The sequence below is a fragment of the Hyphomicrobium sp. genome (assembly GCF_009026145.1).
GTDB lineage: Bacteria > Pseudomonadota > Alphaproteobacteria > Rhizobiales > Hyphomicrobiaceae > Hyphomicrobium_A.
Genome location: NZ_WBUE01000014.1, coordinates 71,370 through 87,949, shown reverse-complemented (window position 1 = coordinate 87,949; position 16,580 = coordinate 71,370). Strand labels below are relative to the sequence as shown.

Below are 16,580 nucleotides of genomic sequence, written 5' to 3'. Positions count from 1 at the left end.
TTTTGCCGCGGCTGATCTTGCCCTCGGCCTCAGTGATCCAGGCCTCCGCTTCCGACTTGAGCCGGAAGGTGCGCGAGGCATGTTGACCCTTGCGACGGACCTGCGCTCGCCAACGCCCCGAGGGTAGCTTATCGAAGGCTGCCAAGGCGGATAAGTTGGGTTCCGGCGGGCGTGCACAAATCGTGCCCACGGAAGATGCGAAAAGGTGGGTAGAGATGAGAACGGATGCGAACAAATTAGTGCATGTTCTCGTCCGTGCACACTGAGAGAAGAGAGAAGCACGTGGCCTATCAGCCGCACAGGTTCTGCGTCGCTCCGATGATGGACTGGACAGACCGGCATTGCCGCGTCTTCCACCGCCAGCTGACGCGGCATGCGCTGCTCTATACCGAGATGGTCACCGGCCCGGCGATCCTCCATGGTGATCGCACGCGCCTGCTCGGCATGAGCGATATCGAGCACCCGGTCGCCCTGCAACTCGGCGGCTCCGACCCCATCGCGCTCGCCGAGGCCGCCGCCATCGGCGAAGGCTTCGGCTACGACGAGATCAACCTCAACGTCGGCTGCCCCTCGGACCGTGTACAGGAGGGCCGCTTCGGCGCCTGCCTCATGGCGGAGCCGGAGCTGGTTGCCGCCTGCATCGCGGCCATGCAGGACCGCGTCAAAGTCCCGGTCACCGTCAAGTGCCGCATCGGCATCGACGAGCAGGACAGCGAAAGTGACCTGCAGCGCTTCGTCGAAGTCGTAGCCGGCGCCGGGTGCCGCACTTTCATCGTGCACGCGCGCAAGGCATGGCTGCAGGGGTTGTCGCCGAAGCAGAACCGCGAGGTGCCGCCGCTCGACTATGCGCGCGTCTATCGCCTCAAGGCGGCGCGACCAGAGCTGACCATCGTCATCAACGGCGGCATTACCGACCTCGACGCGGCGGCCGCGCATTTGCAGCATGTCGACGGCGTGATGCTCGGGCGCGCGGCGTATCAGACGCCGTACATCCTCGCCGAGGCCGACCGCCGCTTCTTCGATGCCAGTGCCGAGGTGGTAACGCGGCGGCAGGCGATCGAGAGGATCATCCCCCACATCGAGCGCCACCTCGCCGCCGGCGGCCGGCTCAACAACGTCGTCCGCCACGTGCTCGGGCTCTATCACGGCGAGCCGCGCGCCCGCGCCTTTCGCCGGCACCTGAGCGAACATGCGCCGCGCGAAGGTGCCGGGCTGGCGACGCTGCTCGAGGCCGCTTCAATCGCCGAGCCGGCCTGGCGCTCGCTGGCGGCGGAATAGGAGCCGGCAAGCGATGGACCTCGGTCTTCCCGTGGGCGAGGTCGCGCTGCTCATCATCGCACTGCTCGCGGCCGGGGTCATCGCCGGGTTTCTTGCCGGGCTGCTCGGCATCGGCGGGGGTGGCGTGCTCGTCCCCGTCCTCTACGAAGTATTCCGCGTGCTCGACGTCGAGCCCGGCGTGCGCATGCATCTCGTGCTCGGCACGACGCTCGCCATCATCGTGCCGACCTCGCTCAAGTCGTTCGCGGGGCACCGGGCGCGCGGCTCGGTCGACCTGCCGCTGTTGAAGCGGGTGGCCCCGTTCGTCGTCGCCGGCGTCGTCATCGGTGCCCTCACGGCCAAGGTGTCCAGCGGCGATGCCCTCAAATGGGTATGGGTGATCGCCGCATCGCTCATTGCCGCCAAGATGGCGTTCGGGCGTGAGGATTGGCGGCTCGGCGATCATGTGCCGCCGTTTCCATGGCCGGAACTGGCCGCTCTGCTCATCGGTCTCATTTCGACTCTGATGAGCATCGGCGGCGCCACGTTCGTCGTGCCGCTGCTCACCCTCTATGGCAAGCCGATCCTGCAGGCCGTTTCGACGGCGAGCGGGGTGGGCCCGCTCATTGCCTTACCGGGCGTCATCGGATTCGCTTGGGCGGGTTGGGACGCGGCAGGGTTGCCGCCGTTGTCGCTCGGCTACGTGAACCTGCTGGGGATGGCCATCGTCGCCCCCTTGAGCGTCCGGGCGGCGCCCTACGGCGTACGCGTTGCCCACAAGATCCCGCGCCGCACGCTGGAGCTGGCGTTCGCCGCCTTCCTGGCCAGCGTCTCGCTCCGCTTCCTGATTGATCTGCTGTGGTGAGCCTCAGGCCGTCTGCGGCACGGGAGCCGTGGCGCGGCCGCGCGCCCACAGGGCGAGCTTGCGCAAGTGCCGGCCCGCGAGGGCGCCGATGAACCATACGCTCAGCATCAGCGTGAACGGCAGCACCAGCCGCAGGCTCAGGTAGCAGAGCGCGTCGATACCGACGAGAACCGCCGTTGCGACGCCGAGATTCAAAAGGCGGGCGTACGTGTCGCGCAATGCCCAGCCGAGGATGACGCCACCGAGACCGACGGCAAGCAGCACGATCAGCTCGCTGCGGCCATCGAGCTCGGAGTAATAACGGCCATCGAGGAGCTGGGCGAGGATGTGGGCGTGGATGATGGCGCCGAACATCTTGCGCTCGGTCCACACGGAGAGCGCGGTGTCGTGCTCATCGGAGTTGCGCATGGCAATGCCGGTGATCACGATGTTGCCCTTGACCCGCTGCGCGATTTCCTGCCGGCGCGTCTCGTCGGCGCCGGGCAGCAGATCCCTGGGCGAAACCCTGAAGAAAGGCTCCGTGTCGTTGTCGGGTCCCTTGAGCCACGCGATGGGCATCGACGCCGACGAGCTTCCCGGCCCGGCGGGCTCTGCGCCGGCGGCCATGGCAATCTGGCGTGCAAAGCTTTCCTGGAAGGGCGAGTCCGCCAGCGGTGCGGAGGTCCGCCGCACGACGTGGCCGGGACCGTAGTCGAGGGCGAGGTAGCCCACTGGGCGTCCGGCGTCGGCAAGGAAACTCTTTTGATAGGCGAGCTGCCTTTGGTCGAACTCGGTCGTGTGATGGTCGACGCCACCGAGCACGATGGGGCGCTCGATCTTATGCAGCGCATCGAGCATCGCCGCGTCCTTGGCCTCACCCTGGGAGGCGACGAAGTAGAAGTCGAGGCCGATGGCGGCCGGCTGCATCGCCGCGAGGCCCCACAGCACCTGCGCGTGCATGTCGCGCGGGATGGGGGAGACGACGCCGCCGTCGAAGGTGGCCGGATCGAAGAGGACAAGGACGATGCGCGGATGCTTGCCTGGGGTGCTGTCGGCGAGCAGCACCGTGCGCCAGTCGGCCGTCCAGTACTCGATCTTGTAGAGCTTGCTCCTGATCGGTGTGTAGAGCAAAGCCAGCGCGGCAAGCGCGGCAAGGATGCACACGAGCAGCGAGTAGACGGGAAATCTGCCCCGTCCCCTTCCCTCGGTGGACACGACCGTCATGGTCTCACCGTCCTGCCGCCCCCGCCGCGCTAACGCCTGCGAGCTTATTCCTGGCCCGAACCACCGCCGGTGCCGCTGCCGCCGTCCGTCGTGCCGCTGCCGCCGCCGGTGCCGCTGCCGTCGGACGAGGCGTCATCGCCGGCGAACGCTGGCGCGGTCATAGTGGTGAGGCCGCAAGCGAGGAGGGCGCCCAATAGCGCCAGTGCGATCTTGGATTTCATGTCTATCCCCTAGGCAATCGATGAGCACAACGGGCGCAGTATCGCATTTCCGCGCTAGAGGCGGCAAACGCGAAAGCCGATTGAAACTACGATGGAAAATTCTGCGATGCGCCTAGGCCACGATCTTCTGGTTATAGGCGCCGACTTCGGGGAACCGCGCCAGGAGGCGGTCGATGTCGGCGAAGATCGCCTTCATGTTCGCTTCCGAGGTCGGGCTTTCGACGACGATGACGAGCTCCGGCTTGTTGGAGGAGGCGCGCACCAGCCCCCACGTGCCATCCTCGAGCGTGACGCGGATGCCGTTGACGGTCACCAGATCGCGGATCTTCTGGCCGGCGACCTTGCCGTCGTCGGCGGCGAGCTTCTGGTAGTGTGCCACGACGGCATCGACGACGCCGTACTTCTTCTCGTCGTCGCAGTGCGGCGACATGGTCGGCGACTGATAGGTCTTGGGCAGCTCGCGCTTCAGATCCGCGAGCGTCTTGCCGGGCGCGCGATCGAGCATGTCGCACACGGCGAGCGCGGCGACGAGCCCGTCGTCGTAGCCGCGTCCGAGCGGCGGCTGGAAGAAGAAGTGGCCGCTCTTCTCGAAGCCGACCAGCGCCTTCTGCTCGAAGGTGTAGCGCTTCATGTAGGAATGGCCGGTCTTCCAGTACAGCGTCTTGGCGCCGTTGGCCTGAAGCACCGGGTCGGTCATGAACAGGCCGGTCGATTTCACGTCGGCGATGAACACCGCATCCTTGCGCTGGGCCGAAATATCCCGCGCCAGCATGACGCCGACGGTGTCGGCGAAGATCTCCTGCCCCTCGTTGTCGACCACGCCGCAGCGGTCACCGTCGCCGTCGAAACCGAACCCGACGTCGGCCTTGTGCTTGACCACCGCCTCGGCCATGGCATGCAGCATCTTCATGTCTTCCGGGTTCGGATTGTAGCGCGGGAAGGTGTAGTCGAGCTCGGTGTCGAGCGGCACCACCTCGCAGCCGACGGCTTCCAGCACCTGCGGCGCGAAGGCGCCGGCCGTGCCGTTGCCGCAGGCGGCGACGACTTTGAGGCGGCGCCTGAGCCTGGGGCGGTCGGTGAGGGCGCGCATGTAGCGCTGGGCCATGTCGGTGACGTAGATGTAGCGGCCGCCGTCGGCGGGCTTGTAAGCGCCCGACAGCACGATCTCCTTCAGGCGGCTCATCTCGTCGGGGCCGAAGGTGAGGGGGCGCGCCAGCCCCATCTTGATGCCGGTCCAGCCGTTGTCGTTGTGCGAGGCGGTCACCATGCCGACGCATTCGACGTCGAGGTCGAACTGCGCGAAGTAGGCCATCGGCGACAGCGCCAGCCCGATGTCATGCACCTCGCAGCCGCCGGCCAAGAGGCCGTTGATGAGCGCTTGCTTCACCGAGGCCGAATATGCGCGATAGTCGTGTCCGGTGACGATCCGCTTTTTTACGCCGTGCTCGGCGAACAGCGTCGCCATGCCGAGCCCGACGGCGGTGAGGCCGAGGAGATTGATCTCCTGCGGGAACAGCCAACGCGCATCGTACTCGCGAAAGCCGGTCGGCTTGACGAGCGGGAAGCGCTCGAAGTCGGCGGTGTTGGGCTTCAGATCGGAGCGTGGAGGCGGCAGCATGGAAATTCCCTTGGCGGCCGAAGGACTGTTCGGCAGGTGTAAACGCCGGGCGGCGGGGAGTCGATCCTGCGGCGGTCGGCCGTAAGGACGCACGCCATACTGCGGAAGTAGGAGGCCGCTATTGCTGTAGCACGAGACGCCCCGAACGCATGTCGAAGCGCGACAGGCGGGAGAGGAAGCTCATGCCCAGCAGCGACGTTTTGAGGCGTCCCCGCTCGGCCACCGCGGCCGGAACGTCGCGCACCGTGATGCTGCCGATGGAGACGCGGTCGAGCGTGACGGGCGCCACGCGGGCGACGCCGTTGGCAGTTGAGACGGCGCGCGTGAAGTCCTTGTCATTGAGCATCAGGCCGGCGCGCTCGGCGTCCTCGTAGGAGAGCGCCACCATGGTCGCGCCGGTATCGATCATCACCTCGATGGGGCGCCCGTTGATGTCGGCCTCAGTATTGAAGTGCCCGTTCTTCTCCGCCTCGATCTCGACGATGGAGCCGAGGCTCGCCGTCTTGCCCCCCGGTTGCGCGGGCCGCTGGGCGCGCTGCGCGTCGGCGATGTCGGCCGGCGTCGGCAGGCCGAGCATGCGCTCGGCGCCCGTTTTCAGGGTCTCGAAGTGGGTAAGAGCGGCGACGCCGATAACGGCGACGACACCCCAGCTCGCCACTTCGCGCAATAATTGTCTGGTGCCCGGCGTCAAAGCCATGATTTCAGGTGCGTCTTGAGATGCGGCCGTTGCCCTTGGGTCGCAGCCACGGGCCTTGCGGCGCGGCGCTAGCCCCTCAGCGTCAAGTAGTCCTTGGCGAATTCATACGACCGCAATCGCCTTAAGAAACTCATACCAAGCAAGTTTTCCTTAACGCTGCCAGGGCGTGCGACGAGCGCGTTGACGTCGTGCACGACGAGCGGGCCGATGGACAGCGAGCGCAGCCGCACCGCCGCCGTAAAGGTGGTGCCATTGGCGGTGTCGACCGGCACCGTATAGGAGAGCCTGTCGAGATCGATGCCCGCCCGCTCGGCATCCGCCGGCTTCAGCACCACCGATGAGGCGCCCGTATCGACCATCAGCGTCATCGCCTGGCCATTGACGGCGGCGCGTACGGCGAAGTGTCCATCGAGCCGCCGGCGCACGCGCACCGCTCGCTCGCCCTCTGCATTCGTCTCCACCGATAGGATCTGTCCGGAGGGGAGTAGCTCATTCGTCACGCGGCTGGCGACCATCGACAGCTCTTCGCGATAGGAGTAGCCGGCGACGAGGCCGAACCCGAGCGCCAGCCAGATGAGGACGTAGCGGATGGCCTGCAGCGGCCGCGTGCGCTCGTCGCTGAACAGACTGAAGATGTAGACGGTCACCAGCACCAGGCCGGCGGCGAGAGAGACGATCTCACCAGTGCCGAGATCGGAGAGCAGCTCAGCACCGCCGCCACGAGACAACAGGAACACACCAGCCGCGATCAGCAAGGCCAGGACGACCCACGCCTTCATTGGCTGCCGCTCCCCAGATTCGCCGCTAGGCGGGCCGGCAACTCGGCCATAATGCGGCGCCGCTCAGTTCCCGATAGCGACGACCAGCCAGCGATCTCGGCGAGCGTGCGTCCGCACCCCCGACAAAGGCCGCTGGGGCGGTCGATGTCGCAGACCTTGACGCAGGGGGATTCGATGGCGGTGCGATTTTGGATGTTGCTCACCCGCCGTATGTAGCGCTCGCCCGAAGCGAGCACAACGCGCCGCCGCCGCCGCTAGTTCGGCGCGGCCGAGTCGCCATTGCCGGCGAGCGACTTCTTGGCGCGCAGGCGTGCCGGGCGCGGCGGCCGCGGCGCGGCCCCCTTCAAGCGGTGCGTCTCATGTCCCAGCGGCTGCAAAGGAGCCATCGCGCGCAGCACGCGGTAGCCGGGCAGAATCACCTTGGCCTCGGTGCCTTTGCGCAGCTCGGAATTGAGGACGAGGCTGCCTCCGTGCAGCTCGATGAGGTTCTGCACGATGGCTAGCCCTAAGCCGGCGCCGCCTTCGGCCGTCTGCTGCGCCAGCGTCCCCTGGCCGAACGCCTGCAGCACCTTGGGGATCTCGTCCTCGGGGATGCCCGGTCCGGTATCGCGCACGGCGAGGTACTGTCCACCGTCCGGCATGGGGCCGACGCTCAACGTGATGCGCCCGCCCTTGGGCGTGAACTTGAGCGCGTTCGACATCAGGTTGAGGCAGATCTGGCGCATGGCGCGCTGGTCGGCCCACACGACGGGCAGGTCAGGATTGCATTCCTCCACGACCTCGATGCCCTTGCCGTCGGCGCGCAGCTTCAAGAGCCGGTGGCACTCGTCGGTTACGTCGGCGAGCCGCAGCGGCTCCTCGTGCAGCTCGTAGCGGCCCGATTCTATACGCGTCAGATCGAGGATCTCGTTGATGAGGTGCAGAAGGTGCCTGCCGCTCTCCAGGATGTTGCCCGCGTACTCTTGGTACTTCGGATTGTCGAGCGGGCCGAACATCTCCGCCTTCATGACCTCGGAAAAGCCGAGGATGGCATTGAGCGGCGTGCGCAGCTCATGGCTCATGGTGGCGAGGAAGCGCGACTTGGCGCTGTTGGCCGCCTCGGCGCGTCGCCGCGCCTCGTCGGAAACCGACTTCTGCTCCTCGAGCTCGGCGATGAGCGCATCTTTCTCGGTGCGGTACTCGAGCATCGCGAGGGCGGTGGAGCGCAGGCCGCGGGCGAGGAACAGGAAATAGAGATGGATGCCCACGGCCATGGTCGCGAGCGCGAAATAGAACGAGTTGTCGAGTAGCAGGAGCCGCGCGACCACGGCAATCGTCATCGGTACGGTGCCGGCATAGAGGATGGCCGGAATCGTCGCCGCAAACATCGTGCGTATGGCGAGCACGACGATGAGGGTGGCGAAGATGAAGACGTGCGAGGAGAAGATCATCTCCGTCGGGGCGCCCAGCGTCTCCCGCACCCCCACCAGCGCGAAGCAGGCGAAAGCAAAGCCGTTGAACAGCTCGGCGAGCACGAAGCGGTGCTTCCAGGCTCCGACGTTGACCTGCGCCGGCGGCAACATCAGGAAGCGGCGCCCCTGGTCGAGCAGAATGACCTTGGCCCCGATGACGATGATCAGCCAGACGATGGCATCGACGGTCGGCGCCCAGAACATGCAGGCGAGCGCGAACAGGGCGTAGAGCGCCGGCATGGTAACGGCCGCACCGAGCTCGTTGCGCACGAACATGGTCAAGAGCTCGTACTCGAACTCCGGCTTCAAGGAGGTGCCGGCGGCGAGCCGCGCGCGCGTTTCCTTGAGGTCGTTGGCGGCGCGCACGCGGGCGTCGTGGCGGCTGCGTCGCCGCGTGACTTCCTCAGGTATGGCGCTCATCGACATGGTTGTGGCAGGGCAGGGCTCGAGCGGCCGCAGGGAGCGGTCCACAATGTTATTCCTAAATCTCGGCAGGATTTCCTAACTAAGTGTTTAGTAATGAACTTTTTGCTAACGTCGGTAGCTGCAACCAGCGCTGAGCGCGGGAAAATCGCGTTTGCAGGGCATTGTCGGGATCGGGCACGGCCGGTAGGTTCCTGCCCCCATGCGCAACATCCACTCGCTCCGCCGGCGGCCCTACTGGGCGCACATGCATCTCAAAGCGCGCACGCTTGCCGGCGCAGCCGCTGGCTCGTACCCGGCGCCGCGCCGTGCCGACCGGGCGATGAGGCAGCCATGAAGCTCACCATCGTCGGCTCCGGCGACGCCTTCGGCTCCGGTGGGCGGCTGCAGACCTGCTATCACGTCGCCGTGCGCGGCGAGGAGTTCCTCATCGATTGCGGCGCCACGGCGCTGATCGGCATGCAGCAACTCGGGCTCAATCCCGACCGGGTGTCGAATATCCTCATCTCGCATTTGCATGGCGACCACTTCGCCGGGCTCGCTTGGTTCCTTCTGCACGCGCATTACGTGAGCAAGCGAACCGCGCCATTGACGATTGTGGGTCCGGTCGGCGTCGCGCAGCGCTTTGCCGCCGCCGCAGAAGCCCTGTTTCCGAACTCGACGCAGATCGAGCGGCGCTTCGAGATGAGGTTCCTGGAGCACGCCGAGCGCGTCCCCCTCGACATTGGCGCCGTGCGCGTGACGCCGTTCGAGGTGTCCCATCCGTGCGGCGCGCCACCCTATGCGCTGCGGGTGGAGGGTAACGGCAAGGTGCTGACCTTCTCGGGCGACACCAAGTGGGTGGATAGTCTGCTGCCGGCTGCCAACGGCGCCGATCTCTTCATCACCGAATGCTTCAGCTTCGGCGAAACGGGTGGGTACCACATGACGTGGCGTGACATCGAGCGCAACATCGACCGCCTCGGGGCGCGCCGGGTGCTCCTGACGCACATGGGCGTCGACATGCTCGCCAACCGCCACCAGGTGCATGATGTGCGCGTCAGCCTGGCTGAGGACGGGATGCGGATCGACGTCTGACCGGCGGAGTTTTTCCCGTTGTTAGAAATCGATTACACAAACGTGCCTTGACGCGGATAATGTTGGCGCGCCTATTCGCGATTGCGCTGTGATCCGGAACAGTTTTTCAGCAGGCCAGCGATGCTCGATGACATGGACGTGAAGATCCTGCGCATCCTGCAGGAGGACTGCACCCGCCCCGTAGCCGACATCGGCAAGGAGGTCGGCCTTTCGACGACGCCCTGCTGGCGCCGCATCCAGAAGCTCGAGGAGGCGGGCGTGATCCAGCGGCGCGTCGCGGTTCTCGACCCGCACCAGGTCAACGCCGGCGTCACCGTCATCGTGTCGATCAAGACCGATCAGCACAGCCTCGGCTGGCTCGAGCGCTTCCACAAGGCGGTGGCGGACTTTCCCGAGGTGGTCGAGTTCTACCGCATGTCAGGGGACGTAGATTACCTCTTGCGCGTCGTGGTGCCCGACATCGACGCTTATGACGCGTTCTACAAGCGGCTGATATCGCGCATCGAGATCGCCAAGGTGTCCTCGGCCTTCGCCATGGAGCAAATCAAGTACACCACGGCGCTGCCGCTCCAGTTTGCGCGCGGCAACGCCGGCGAAGCCGCAGTCGCCGGCTCAGACGGCGAGGAAAAGCGCCGAAAGCGATAGACAGATCAACGCCGCCAGACCAAGCGCGGTGAACGTCAGCCACATTCCATAGACGCGGTAGCGCAGGATTCCCGGCGTCTGCGAGACGCCGTAGGCGTGCAGCAGCCGCCCGGCGATCAGCAACAGACCGGCGAGATGCACGAGCAGGTCCGGCGGGGCCATGCTCTCGGCCAGCGCCATCAGCAGCAGCGTGAAGGGGACATACTCGGCGAAGTTCGCGTGCACGCGCATGCGGCGCAGAAGCTCGGCATCCTCGCCGTGCCCGAGCTCAACCCGCTGCTCCCGGCGCCAGCCGATCACACGCACGCTGAGCACCAGGAACAGCACCGCGAGCAGCGCGGCATAGAACGCGGTGATCGACAGCATCGCAGCCTCCCTCAGGCGCCACCCACTGCAAGTCTAGCAGGAGTTTCCGGCACCGTTCACGCACCGATGATCTTGACGAGAACGCGCTTCTTCCGCCGCCCGTCGAACTCGCCGTAGAAAATCTGCTCCCAGGGGCCGAAGTCGAGCTTGCCGCCGGTGACGGCGACGACGACCTCGCGCCCCATCACCTGCCGCTTCAGGTGCGCATCGGCGTTGTCCTCGCCGGTGCGGTTGTGCTGGTACTGCGAGATGGGTGCGTGCGGGGCGAGTTTCTCCAGCCACACCTCGTAGTCGTGGTGCAGTCCGGGCTCGTCGTCGTTGATGAACACCGAGGCGGTGATGTGCATGGCGTTGACGAGCGCCAGGCCCTCCTTGATGCCGCTGTCACGCAGGCATGCCTCGACGTCGGGCGTAATGTTGACGAACGCCCGGCGGGTCGGAACGTCGAACCACAGCTCCTTGCGATAGGACTTCATCGCCGCGCCTCGGAGCGTTCACTCTGCCGTCGGCTTGCGCGCCTTGAGCAGCGCGATAAGGCTCGAGGTGTCCCAGCGGCCGCCGCCCATGCGTTGCACCTCGGCATAATATGTATCGACCAGCGCCGTCACCGGCAGCCGGGCGCCGTTGCGTTGCGCCTCGCCGAGGCAGATGGCGAGATCCTTGCGCATCCAATCGACGGCAAAGCCGAAGTCGAACCTGCCCTCGTGCATGGTGCGCCAGCGGTTGTCCATCTGCCAGGACTGCGCGGCGCCTTTGGAGATCGTCTCCATGACGAGGTCGAGATCGAGCCCCGCCGCCTCGGCGAAGGCGATGGCCTCCGAGAGGCCCTGTAAGAGCCCCGCGATGGCGATCTGGTTGACCATCTTGGTGAGCTGGCCGGCGCCCGATGGTCCAATGCGATTGACCGCGCGCGCGTAAGCGGCAATCAGCGGCTTGGCGCGCGCGAACGGCTCCTCCTCGCCCCCGACCATGACGGTCAGAGTGCCGTTCTGCGCCCCGGCCTGGCCGCCCGATACGGGCGCGTCGAGGAATGCAATCCCGCGCGCGCGCCCGGTGGCATGCAGCTCCCGCGCCACCTCCGCCGAGGCGGTCGTGTGATCGACGAACACAGCTCCGGCGCGCATGCCGTGGAAGGCGCCGTCCTTACCCGTCGTCACCGCGCGCAAATCGTCGTCGTTGCCGACGCAGCAGAGGACGAAGTCGGCGGACAATGCCGCCGCGGCCGGAGTCGCGGCGGTATGTCCGCCATGCTTTTCCACCCAGGCCTGCGCTTTGGCCGAGTTACGATTGTAGATGGTGACGTCGTGGACGCCCTTGGCGAACAGATGCCCGGCCATGGGATAGCCCATCACGCCGAGCCCGATCCACGCCACTCTCGCCATGCGTCCTCTCCGTTTTTGCGTTGCCGAGCGCTTAGCATCGGCCGCGCCGGCGGGCACCCAGAAAAAAGGCCCCGGGTCCGTGGGGAGCCGAGGCCGAGGAGATCAGACTTTTCTGGGGAGAGTGCCGTGTTGGAGCGACTGGCTCAGCCGGCCGCCGTGAGTTGGTGAAAAACGGTGATGCCGGTGCCGGCCTGCAGCAACGCGCCCGAAGCATGGCCGCGGGTGGTGGTCAGCGACGCTACGAGGAGGATGCCGGTAACCAGGAAAAGGATGAGGGCGCCGGTGCGGGCCCAGGCCCACTTGGCGCCGTAGTGCGCTTTGACGGTCTGCAGGTCCATGTCAAACCCTCGAGGGGTAGAGTCTGCGATCGAATTGAGAGTTCTGTAACCGATAAGACCTCGTTAGTCTAACCGGATATTGGAGAGATGGCTAATGCAGCTACTGTAGATTTAACGAAGTATTTACCAAGTGGGTTGGCGGTGCGCGTGCTTGCTCGTCTACGGTGATTTGCCGCGGATCTGCGACAGCGTGCGCCGCACGCTGATGGCCTCCGGATCGATACGCAGCTCGATCAGCGCCGGTCCCTCAGCCGCCAAGGCGCGCTTCAGCGCCGGCAGGAACGCTGCCGTGGCTTCGACGCGCTCGGCGACGACACCGAAGCTGCGGGCAAAGGCGACGAAGTCGGGGTTAACCAGCGTCGTCCCCACGACCCGTCCCGGGTACAGGCGCTCCTGATGCATGCGGATGGTGCCGTACATGCTGTTGTTGGCGACGATGACGACGATGGGGAGCCCGTACTGCGTGGCGGTGGCCAGCTCCTGGCCCGTCATTAAAAGGCAGCCGTCGCCGGCCAACGCGATGACCGCGCGTTCGGGAAATGCCAGCTTGGCGGCGATCGCCGCCGGCAGCCCGTAGCCCATGGAGCCCGAGGTCGGCCCAAGCTGCGTCGGCCAGCCCTTGAATTGAAAGTAGCGGTGCAGGAAGCCGGCGTAGTTGCCGGCGCCATTGGTGACGATGGCGTCGTCGGGAAGCTCGCGCGACAGCGTTGCGATTACCTCCTCGAGCCGCACGCTGCCGGGGGTAGGTACCGGCTTCAGCGAACGCTCGTAGGCGGCGCGCAGGTCGCGACGCAGCCGGCTCCAGCGCTTCTTCACCGGCGGCTTGAGGCGCGCGAGTGCCTTGGCGAAGGCCTCCGGCGCCGCAATGATCGGCAGATCGGTTCGGAACACGCGCCCGATGGCGTCCGGTGAGGGATGCGCGTGCACGAGATACTGCGTCGGGTCGGGCGGCGCGATGAGCGTATAGCCGCCGGTGGCGATGTCGGTGAGGCCCTCGCCGATGACGAGCACGAGATCGGCGCCGCGCAAGGCGGTGGCGAGCTTGGGGTCCATGTCGATGCCGGCATGGCCGACAAAGCAGGGGTGGCGGTTGTCGAGATGATCCTGGCGGCGGAACGTCGTGGCCACCGGCATGTCGAACGTGGCGGCAAACTTGGCGATCTGCGCGGCTGCCTCGGCGCTCCAGCCACCGCCGCCGAGCAGCACCAGCGGCCGCTCGGCGGCGCTGAGCTTGGCTTTGAGCTTGGTCATCTCGCTCGCCGATGGGACAGGCGAGGAGACCCGCAGTGGCGCCCCGTTCGCGACGGCCGCCGAAGCGGACAACACATCCTCTGGGAGGCCAAGCACGGAGGGCCCGGGGCGCCCGGAACGGGCGGCCTGAAACGCGCGCGCCACGAACTCGGGGATGCGCCCCGTCTCGCGCACGACGTCGACCCAGTTCGCGACCGAGCCGAACATCGCCCGCAGGTCGATCTCCTGGAATGCCCCGCGCCCCTCGTGCGCGCGCTCGATCAGTCCCACCAGCAGCACCATGGGCGTTGCGTCGTGGTGGGCGACGTACACCCCGCTCGCCGCGTTGGTCGCTCCCGGCGCGCGGGTGACGAAGGCGACGCCGGGCACCCCCGTCAGCTTGCCTGTCGCCTCGGCCATCATCGCCGCGCCACCCTCGTGGCGGCAGACGACGGTGCGGATGGCGCTCTCGTCGAACAGCGCATCGAGCGCGGCGAGGAAGCTCTCGCCCGGCACCGTGAACAAGGTACGGCAGCCCTCACCGACGAGCTGGTCGATCAGGATCTTGCCCCCAGTACGCATTACAGACGCATCACCGCGGCTAGGCCGTTGTTGAGGTTCATAAGCTGTTTTAGGCAGGCGCAGGCGCCGCGGAACAGCCCTAAGCGGCGGTTCGGTTACGATTGTAGCTCGCCGCGCGAGGGCTTTGCGAAGGTTGACGGATCAAGCGCTCCGCGGACATGGGCGTCAGCGCCGCAAGGAAACCGCATCCCCCGCATGCCGGTTGTCACAAGAAAGCTCTTTACAGGGGGGTGAGCGGACCCTAAATGCAGCGCTCTTTGCGAGTTCTGCGGTCTCTGCTTTTGGCTGAAGACCCGCGTTCGCCCGCGGGCGGTGGAGGTCCTATGCGATGGAGAAGCTCTCCTCGGCATCTGCGCTGATCGACAAGTGCCGGCCCGAGCGGCCGGTACGCGGCTTGAGGCCGCATGCCGCCGGTCGCGCCGCGCGCTGGTTCCTCGACAAGTTTCCCGGCGACGTCGCCTACGCCTATAAGGCGAACAGCTCCGTCTTCCTCATCGGCGCCCTCTACGGTGCCGGCATCCGCCACTTCGACGTCGCCTCGCTGCCCGAGATCGAGGACGCGGCGACCATCCCCGACGCGCAGCTGCACTTCATGCATCCGGTGAAGTCGCGCCACGCCATCCGCCGCGCCTACGACCTCGGCGTGCGCTCGTTCGCCCTCGACGGCGAGGACGAGCTCGACAAGATCATCGAGGCGACGGGTGGCGCCCGCGACCTCCTGCTCTGGGTGCGAGTCGCCGTGCCGGCGATCAACAGCCGCATCCCGCTCGAGCGCAAGTTCGGCGTCTCCGGCCAGAAGGCGGCCAAGCTCCTGGTCAAGACGCGCCAGTCGGCCGCCGAGCTCGGCCTCACCTTCCACGTCGGCTCGCAGACGACGACGCCGGACGCCTTCGTCACGGCGCTGGGCGAGGTGCACCGCATCATCGTCAAGTCGGGCGTCATGATCGACCGCCTCGACATCGGCGGCGGCTTCCCTTCTCGCTATCCCGATTCCGACCCTGCTCCGCTGCAGGACTTCATGGACGTCATCCTCGCCGGCATCGAGGCGCTGCCGGTGAAGGAGAACATCAAGCTGATGTGCGAGCCGGGCCGCGCGCTCGTCGCCGAGGCCGAGAGCCTCATCGTGCGCGTCGATGCGCGGCGCGGCAACAACCTCTACATCAACGACGGCTCCTACGGCATGCTGTTCGATGCCGCCCACCTCGGCTTCGTCTTCCCCGCGCGCCTCATCTCGCGCAGCGTCGATGCCTCCGATCCGCTGGTGCCGTTCGAGCTGTGGGGCCCGACCTGCGACTCGATCGACTACATGAAGGGGCCGTTCATGCTCCCCGACACGGTCGCCGAGGGCGATTACATCGAGATCGGCAACATGGGCGCCTACGCGCGCGCCATCGCGGGGCGCTTCAACGGCTATGGCGAATACGATGAGGTGATCCTCCTCGATGCGCCGATGCTGAGCATGTACGAGGCCGAGAACGCCGAGGCCTCCGCCGCCCGGCGGTGACCGCGCGGCCCCTTTTCCACAGGCCGTCCACAATCCGCCACATGCATGGGGACAGTCGCGGATCAGCCAATTCCGCAGGAGGGCCCATGTCCGCCGGAAATCTGTTTTCCCTCAGCGATCAAGCCGCACCCACCGACAAGCGTGCACGACTGCAGGCTGAGGCCGATGCGGCGCTGGCCGAGGCCGAGTACGAGTTCTACGCCATGCGGGCGCAGCTGCAGGCGGCGCTCGACGTCCCGCTGCGCCACCGCGCCGTCAAGGCTTCTGTCGAAAGTACGCCGGAGGCTGTGTGCGTCGTCGACAAGGCAAATGCCGCCTAGCGGCATATCGGCGGACCGCGTCAGGCGACAAGCGGCGGCTCGGCGCCTCTCTTTGACTTGCGCCGCATAGACCCCACCTTGAGGCTCTGACCATCAGCGAGCCGAGGTGTGAGATGTATCGATCGATATTGGCGGCCATAGGATTCGCCGCGCTGGCAGCTTCTGGTCCGGCCCTCGCCGGCGGCGTCACTGAAGGGGCCGAGCTGGAGCACGCGCGTGCCAATGCGCGGGCCGGCGGTCCGGTGAGCGAGCGCGATGCGGAGCTGCTGGAGCGTTATGGCTGCTCGAGCGGGACGCGGAGCAGCTTCTGCCGCGACCAGGCCTATGGTGTGCGCTGGTATCGGTCGCACCGCCGCGCGCGCCGCCATTACTGATCGGCGCCGAGCTCCGCGGCTAGCACGACGGCTGAAAAGGTGACGGCACGGGTGGTTGAACCTGTGCCGGCAACATCGAACGGGGCGTTATGTAAGGTAGAGGCTTAATGGCCGCGGCCGATTCAGCGGCCCCAGCGGTCGTCGTCGAAATCGCCCAGGCGGTCGAAGCAACGCTGCAACTCGACGGAGCGGTTGCGCTGCTTCCTCGGCGATGCGCCGCCGCGGCACGTACCGGCACCATTGGAAAT

The 16,580-nt window shown here is 66.6% G+C and carries 19 protein-coding genes; 7 read left to right on the top strand and 12 right to left on the bottom strand.

Features of this window, described 5'->3' with window-relative positions:
• The first annotated feature begins 282 nt into the window (after positions 1–282).
• Both dusA and F9K20_RS12375 read left to right on the top strand, forming a co-directional pair.
• Positions 283–1,278: a tRNA dihydrouridine(20/20a) synthase DusA gene (gene dusA / locus F9K20_RS12380; protein ID WP_291001971.1), complete on the top strand. Its 996-nt coding sequence runs from the start codon at positions 283–285 to the stop codon at positions 1,276–1,278.
• A gap of 13 nt (positions 1,279–1,291) precedes the next feature.
• Complete coding sequence (locus tag F9K20_RS12375; RefSeq protein WP_291001969.1) at positions 1,292–2,122, top strand: sulfite exporter TauE/SafE family protein; 831 nt, start codon at positions 1,292–1,294, stop codon at positions 2,120–2,122.
• Between the two features lie 3 nt (positions 2,123–2,125).
• On the opposite strand, the gene F9K20_RS12370 is transcribed toward F9K20_RS12375, so the two are convergent.
• From F9K20_RS12370 to F9K20_RS12340, 7 genes are all read right to left on the bottom strand, one after another.
• Complete coding sequence (locus F9K20_RS12370) at positions 2,126–3,325, bottom strand: CHASE2 domain-containing protein (RefSeq protein ID WP_291001967.1); 1,200 nt, start codon at positions 3,323–3,325, stop codon at positions 2,126–2,128.
• Positions 3,326–3,369: 44 nt separating this feature from the next.
• Positions 3,370–3,546: a hypothetical protein gene (locus F9K20_RS12365; protein ID WP_291001964.1), complete on the bottom strand. Its 177-nt coding sequence runs from the start codon at positions 3,544–3,546 to the stop codon at positions 3,370–3,372.
• Between the two features lie 112 nt (positions 3,547–3,658).
• Positions 3,659–5,164: a phosphomannomutase/phosphoglucomutase gene (locus tag F9K20_RS12360; protein WP_291001961.1), complete on the bottom strand. Its 1,506-nt coding sequence runs from the start codon at positions 5,162–5,164 to the stop codon at positions 3,659–3,661.
• Positions 5,165–5,282: 118 nt separating this feature from the next.
• On the bottom strand, positions 5,283–5,861 hold the full coding sequence (locus tag F9K20_RS12355) for a TIGR02281 family clan AA aspartic protease (protein WP_291001958.1): 579 nt from the start codon (positions 5,859–5,861) through the stop codon (positions 5,283–5,285).
• A gap of 68 nt (positions 5,862–5,929) precedes the next feature.
• Positions 5,930–6,640, bottom strand: a complete 711-nt coding sequence (locus F9K20_RS12350; RefSeq protein ID WP_291001955.1) for a TIGR02281 family clan AA aspartic protease — start codon at positions 6,638–6,640, stop codon at positions 5,930–5,932.
• Positions 6,637–6,843, bottom strand: a complete 207-nt coding sequence (locus F9K20_RS12345) for a DUF1289 domain-containing protein (protein WP_367238277.1) — start codon at positions 6,841–6,843, stop codon at positions 6,637–6,639. The genes F9K20_RS12350 and F9K20_RS12345 overlap by 4 nt, the downstream gene beginning before the upstream one ends.
• A gap of 51 nt (positions 6,844–6,894) precedes the next feature.
• A complete protein-coding gene (locus F9K20_RS12340) occupies positions 6,895–8,562 on the bottom strand; it encodes a HAMP domain-containing sensor histidine kinase (RefSeq protein WP_291001952.1) in 1,668 nt (555 codons plus the stop codon).
• 285 nt (positions 8,563–8,847) lie between these two features.
• Here F9K20_RS12340 and F9K20_RS12335 point away from each other — a divergent pair, with 285 nt between their 5' ends.
• Both F9K20_RS12335 and F9K20_RS12330 read left to right on the top strand, forming a co-directional pair.
• A complete protein-coding gene (locus F9K20_RS12335) occupies positions 8,848–9,591 on the top strand; it encodes an MBL fold metallo-hydrolase (protein WP_291001947.1) in 744 nt (247 codons plus the stop codon).
• Positions 9,592–9,711: 120 nt separating this feature from the next.
• Positions 9,712–10,236, top strand: a complete 525-nt coding sequence (locus F9K20_RS12330) for an Lrp/AsnC family transcriptional regulator (RefSeq protein ID WP_291001944.1) — start codon at positions 9,712–9,714, stop codon at positions 10,234–10,236.
• Here F9K20_RS12330 and F9K20_RS12325 read toward each other — a convergent pair.
• From F9K20_RS12325 to F9K20_RS12305, 5 genes are all read right to left on the bottom strand, one after another.
• Positions 10,204–10,602 (bottom strand): MAPEG family protein, encoded by a 399-nt coding sequence (locus F9K20_RS12325; protein WP_291001941.1) that lies wholly within the window; start codon positions 10,600–10,602, stop codon positions 10,204–10,206. The two genes, F9K20_RS12330 and F9K20_RS12325, sit on opposite strands and share 33 nt — an antisense overlap.
• A 56-nt stretch (positions 10,603–10,658) precedes the next feature.
• The gene (locus F9K20_RS12320; protein ID WP_291001938.1) at positions 10,659–11,078 is read right to left on the bottom strand and encodes a secondary thiamine-phosphate synthase enzyme YjbQ; all 420 of its coding nucleotides are present in this window, start codon (positions 11,076–11,078) and stop codon (positions 10,659–10,661) included.
• 18 nt (positions 11,079–11,096) lie between these two features.
• Positions 11,097–11,984 carry an NAD(P)-dependent oxidoreductase gene (locus tag F9K20_RS12315; RefSeq protein WP_291001935.1) on the bottom strand — a complete coding sequence of 296 codons (888 nt, stop codon included), beginning with the start codon at positions 11,982–11,984 and terminating at the stop codon, positions 11,097–11,099.
• A gap of 143 nt (positions 11,985–12,127) precedes the next feature.
• Positions 12,128–12,322, bottom strand: coding sequence for a hypothetical protein (locus tag F9K20_RS12310; RefSeq protein ID WP_291001932.1), 195 nt, complete (start codon positions 12,320–12,322; stop codon positions 12,128–12,130).
• Between the two features lie 159 nt (positions 12,323–12,481).
• A complete protein-coding gene (locus F9K20_RS12305; protein ID WP_291001929.1) occupies positions 12,482–14,134 on the bottom strand; it encodes a thiamine pyrophosphate-binding protein in 1,653 nt (550 codons plus the stop codon).
• A 328-nt stretch (positions 14,135–14,462) separates the two neighbouring features.
• On the opposite strand from F9K20_RS12305, the gene F9K20_RS12300 reads away from it, so the two are divergent.
• The 3 genes from F9K20_RS12300 (at position 14,463) to F9K20_RS12290 (ending at position 16,332) form a co-directional block, all read left to right on the top strand.
• On the top strand, positions 14,463–15,638 hold the full coding sequence (locus F9K20_RS12300) for a type III PLP-dependent enzyme (protein WP_291001927.1): 1,176 nt from the start codon (positions 14,463–14,465) through the stop codon (positions 15,636–15,638).
• A gap of 86 nt (positions 15,639–15,724) precedes the next feature.
• Positions 15,725–15,958: a hypothetical protein gene (locus F9K20_RS12295; RefSeq protein ID WP_291001924.1), complete on the top strand. Its 234-nt coding sequence runs from the start codon at positions 15,725–15,727 to the stop codon at positions 15,956–15,958.
• A 113-nt stretch (positions 15,959–16,071) separates the two neighbouring features.
• Positions 16,072–16,332 carry a hypothetical protein gene (locus F9K20_RS12290; protein ID WP_291001921.1) on the top strand — a complete coding sequence of 87 codons (261 nt, stop codon included), beginning with the start codon at positions 16,072–16,074 and terminating at the stop codon, positions 16,330–16,332.
• Positions 16,333–16,580 lie beyond the last annotated feature (248 nt).

Excerpts from the sequence above, each read along its gene's own strand:
- F9K20_RS12375 (WP_291001969.1), top strand. The coding sequence starts at position 1,292 with ATGGACCTCGGTCTTCCCGTGGGCGAGGTCGCGCTGCTCATCATCGCA.
- F9K20_RS12370 (WP_291001967.1), bottom strand. The coding sequence starts at position 3,325 with ATGACGGTCGTGTCCACCGAGGGAAGGGGACGGGGCAGATTTCCCGTC.
- F9K20_RS12365 (WP_291001964.1), bottom strand. The coding sequence starts at position 3,546 with ATGAAATCCAAGATCGCACTGGCGCTATTGGGCGCCCTCCTCGCTTGC.
- F9K20_RS12360 (WP_291001961.1), bottom strand. The coding sequence starts at position 5,164 with ATGCTGCCGCCTCCACGCTCCGATCTGAAGCCCAACACCGCCGACTTC.
- F9K20_RS12355 (WP_291001958.1), bottom strand. The coding sequence starts at position 5,861 with ATGGCTTTGACGCCGGGCACCAGACAATTATTGCGCGAAGTGGCGAGC.
- F9K20_RS12350 (WP_291001955.1), bottom strand. The coding sequence starts at position 6,640 with ATGAAGGCGTGGGTCGTCCTGGCCTTGCTGATCGCGGCTGGTGTGTTC.
- F9K20_RS12335 (WP_291001947.1), top strand. The coding sequence starts at position 8,848 with ATGAAGCTCACCATCGTCGGCTCCGGCGACGCCTTCGGCTCCGGTGGG.
- F9K20_RS12330 (WP_291001944.1), top strand. The coding sequence starts at position 9,712 with ATGCTCGATGACATGGACGTGAAGATCCTGCGCATCCTGCAGGAGGAC.
- F9K20_RS12325 (WP_291001941.1), bottom strand. The coding sequence starts at position 10,602 with ATGCTGTCGATCACCGCGTTCTATGCCGCGCTGCTCGCGGTGCTGTTC.
- F9K20_RS12320 (WP_291001938.1), bottom strand. The coding sequence starts at position 11,078 with ATGAAGTCCTATCGCAAGGAGCTGTGGTTCGACGTTCCGACCCGCCGG.
- F9K20_RS12315 (WP_291001935.1), bottom strand. The coding sequence starts at position 11,984 with ATGGCGAGAGTGGCGTGGATCGGGCTCGGCGTGATGGGCTATCCCATG.
- F9K20_RS12310 (WP_291001932.1), bottom strand. The coding sequence starts at position 12,322 with ATGGACCTGCAGACCGTCAAAGCGCACTACGGCGCCAAGTGGGCCTGG.
- F9K20_RS12305 (WP_291001929.1), bottom strand. The coding sequence starts at position 14,134 with ATGCGTACTGGGGGCAAGATCCTGATCGACCAGCTCGTCGGTGAGGGC.
- F9K20_RS12300 (WP_291001927.1), top strand. The coding sequence starts at position 14,463 with ATGGAGAAGCTCTCCTCGGCATCTGCGCTGATCGACAAGTGCCGGCCC.
- F9K20_RS12295 (WP_291001924.1), top strand. The coding sequence starts at position 15,725 with ATGTCCGCCGGAAATCTGTTTTCCCTCAGCGATCAAGCCGCACCCACC.
- F9K20_RS12290 (WP_291001921.1), top strand. The coding sequence starts at position 16,072 with ATGTATCGATCGATATTGGCGGCCATAGGATTCGCCGCGCTGGCAGCT.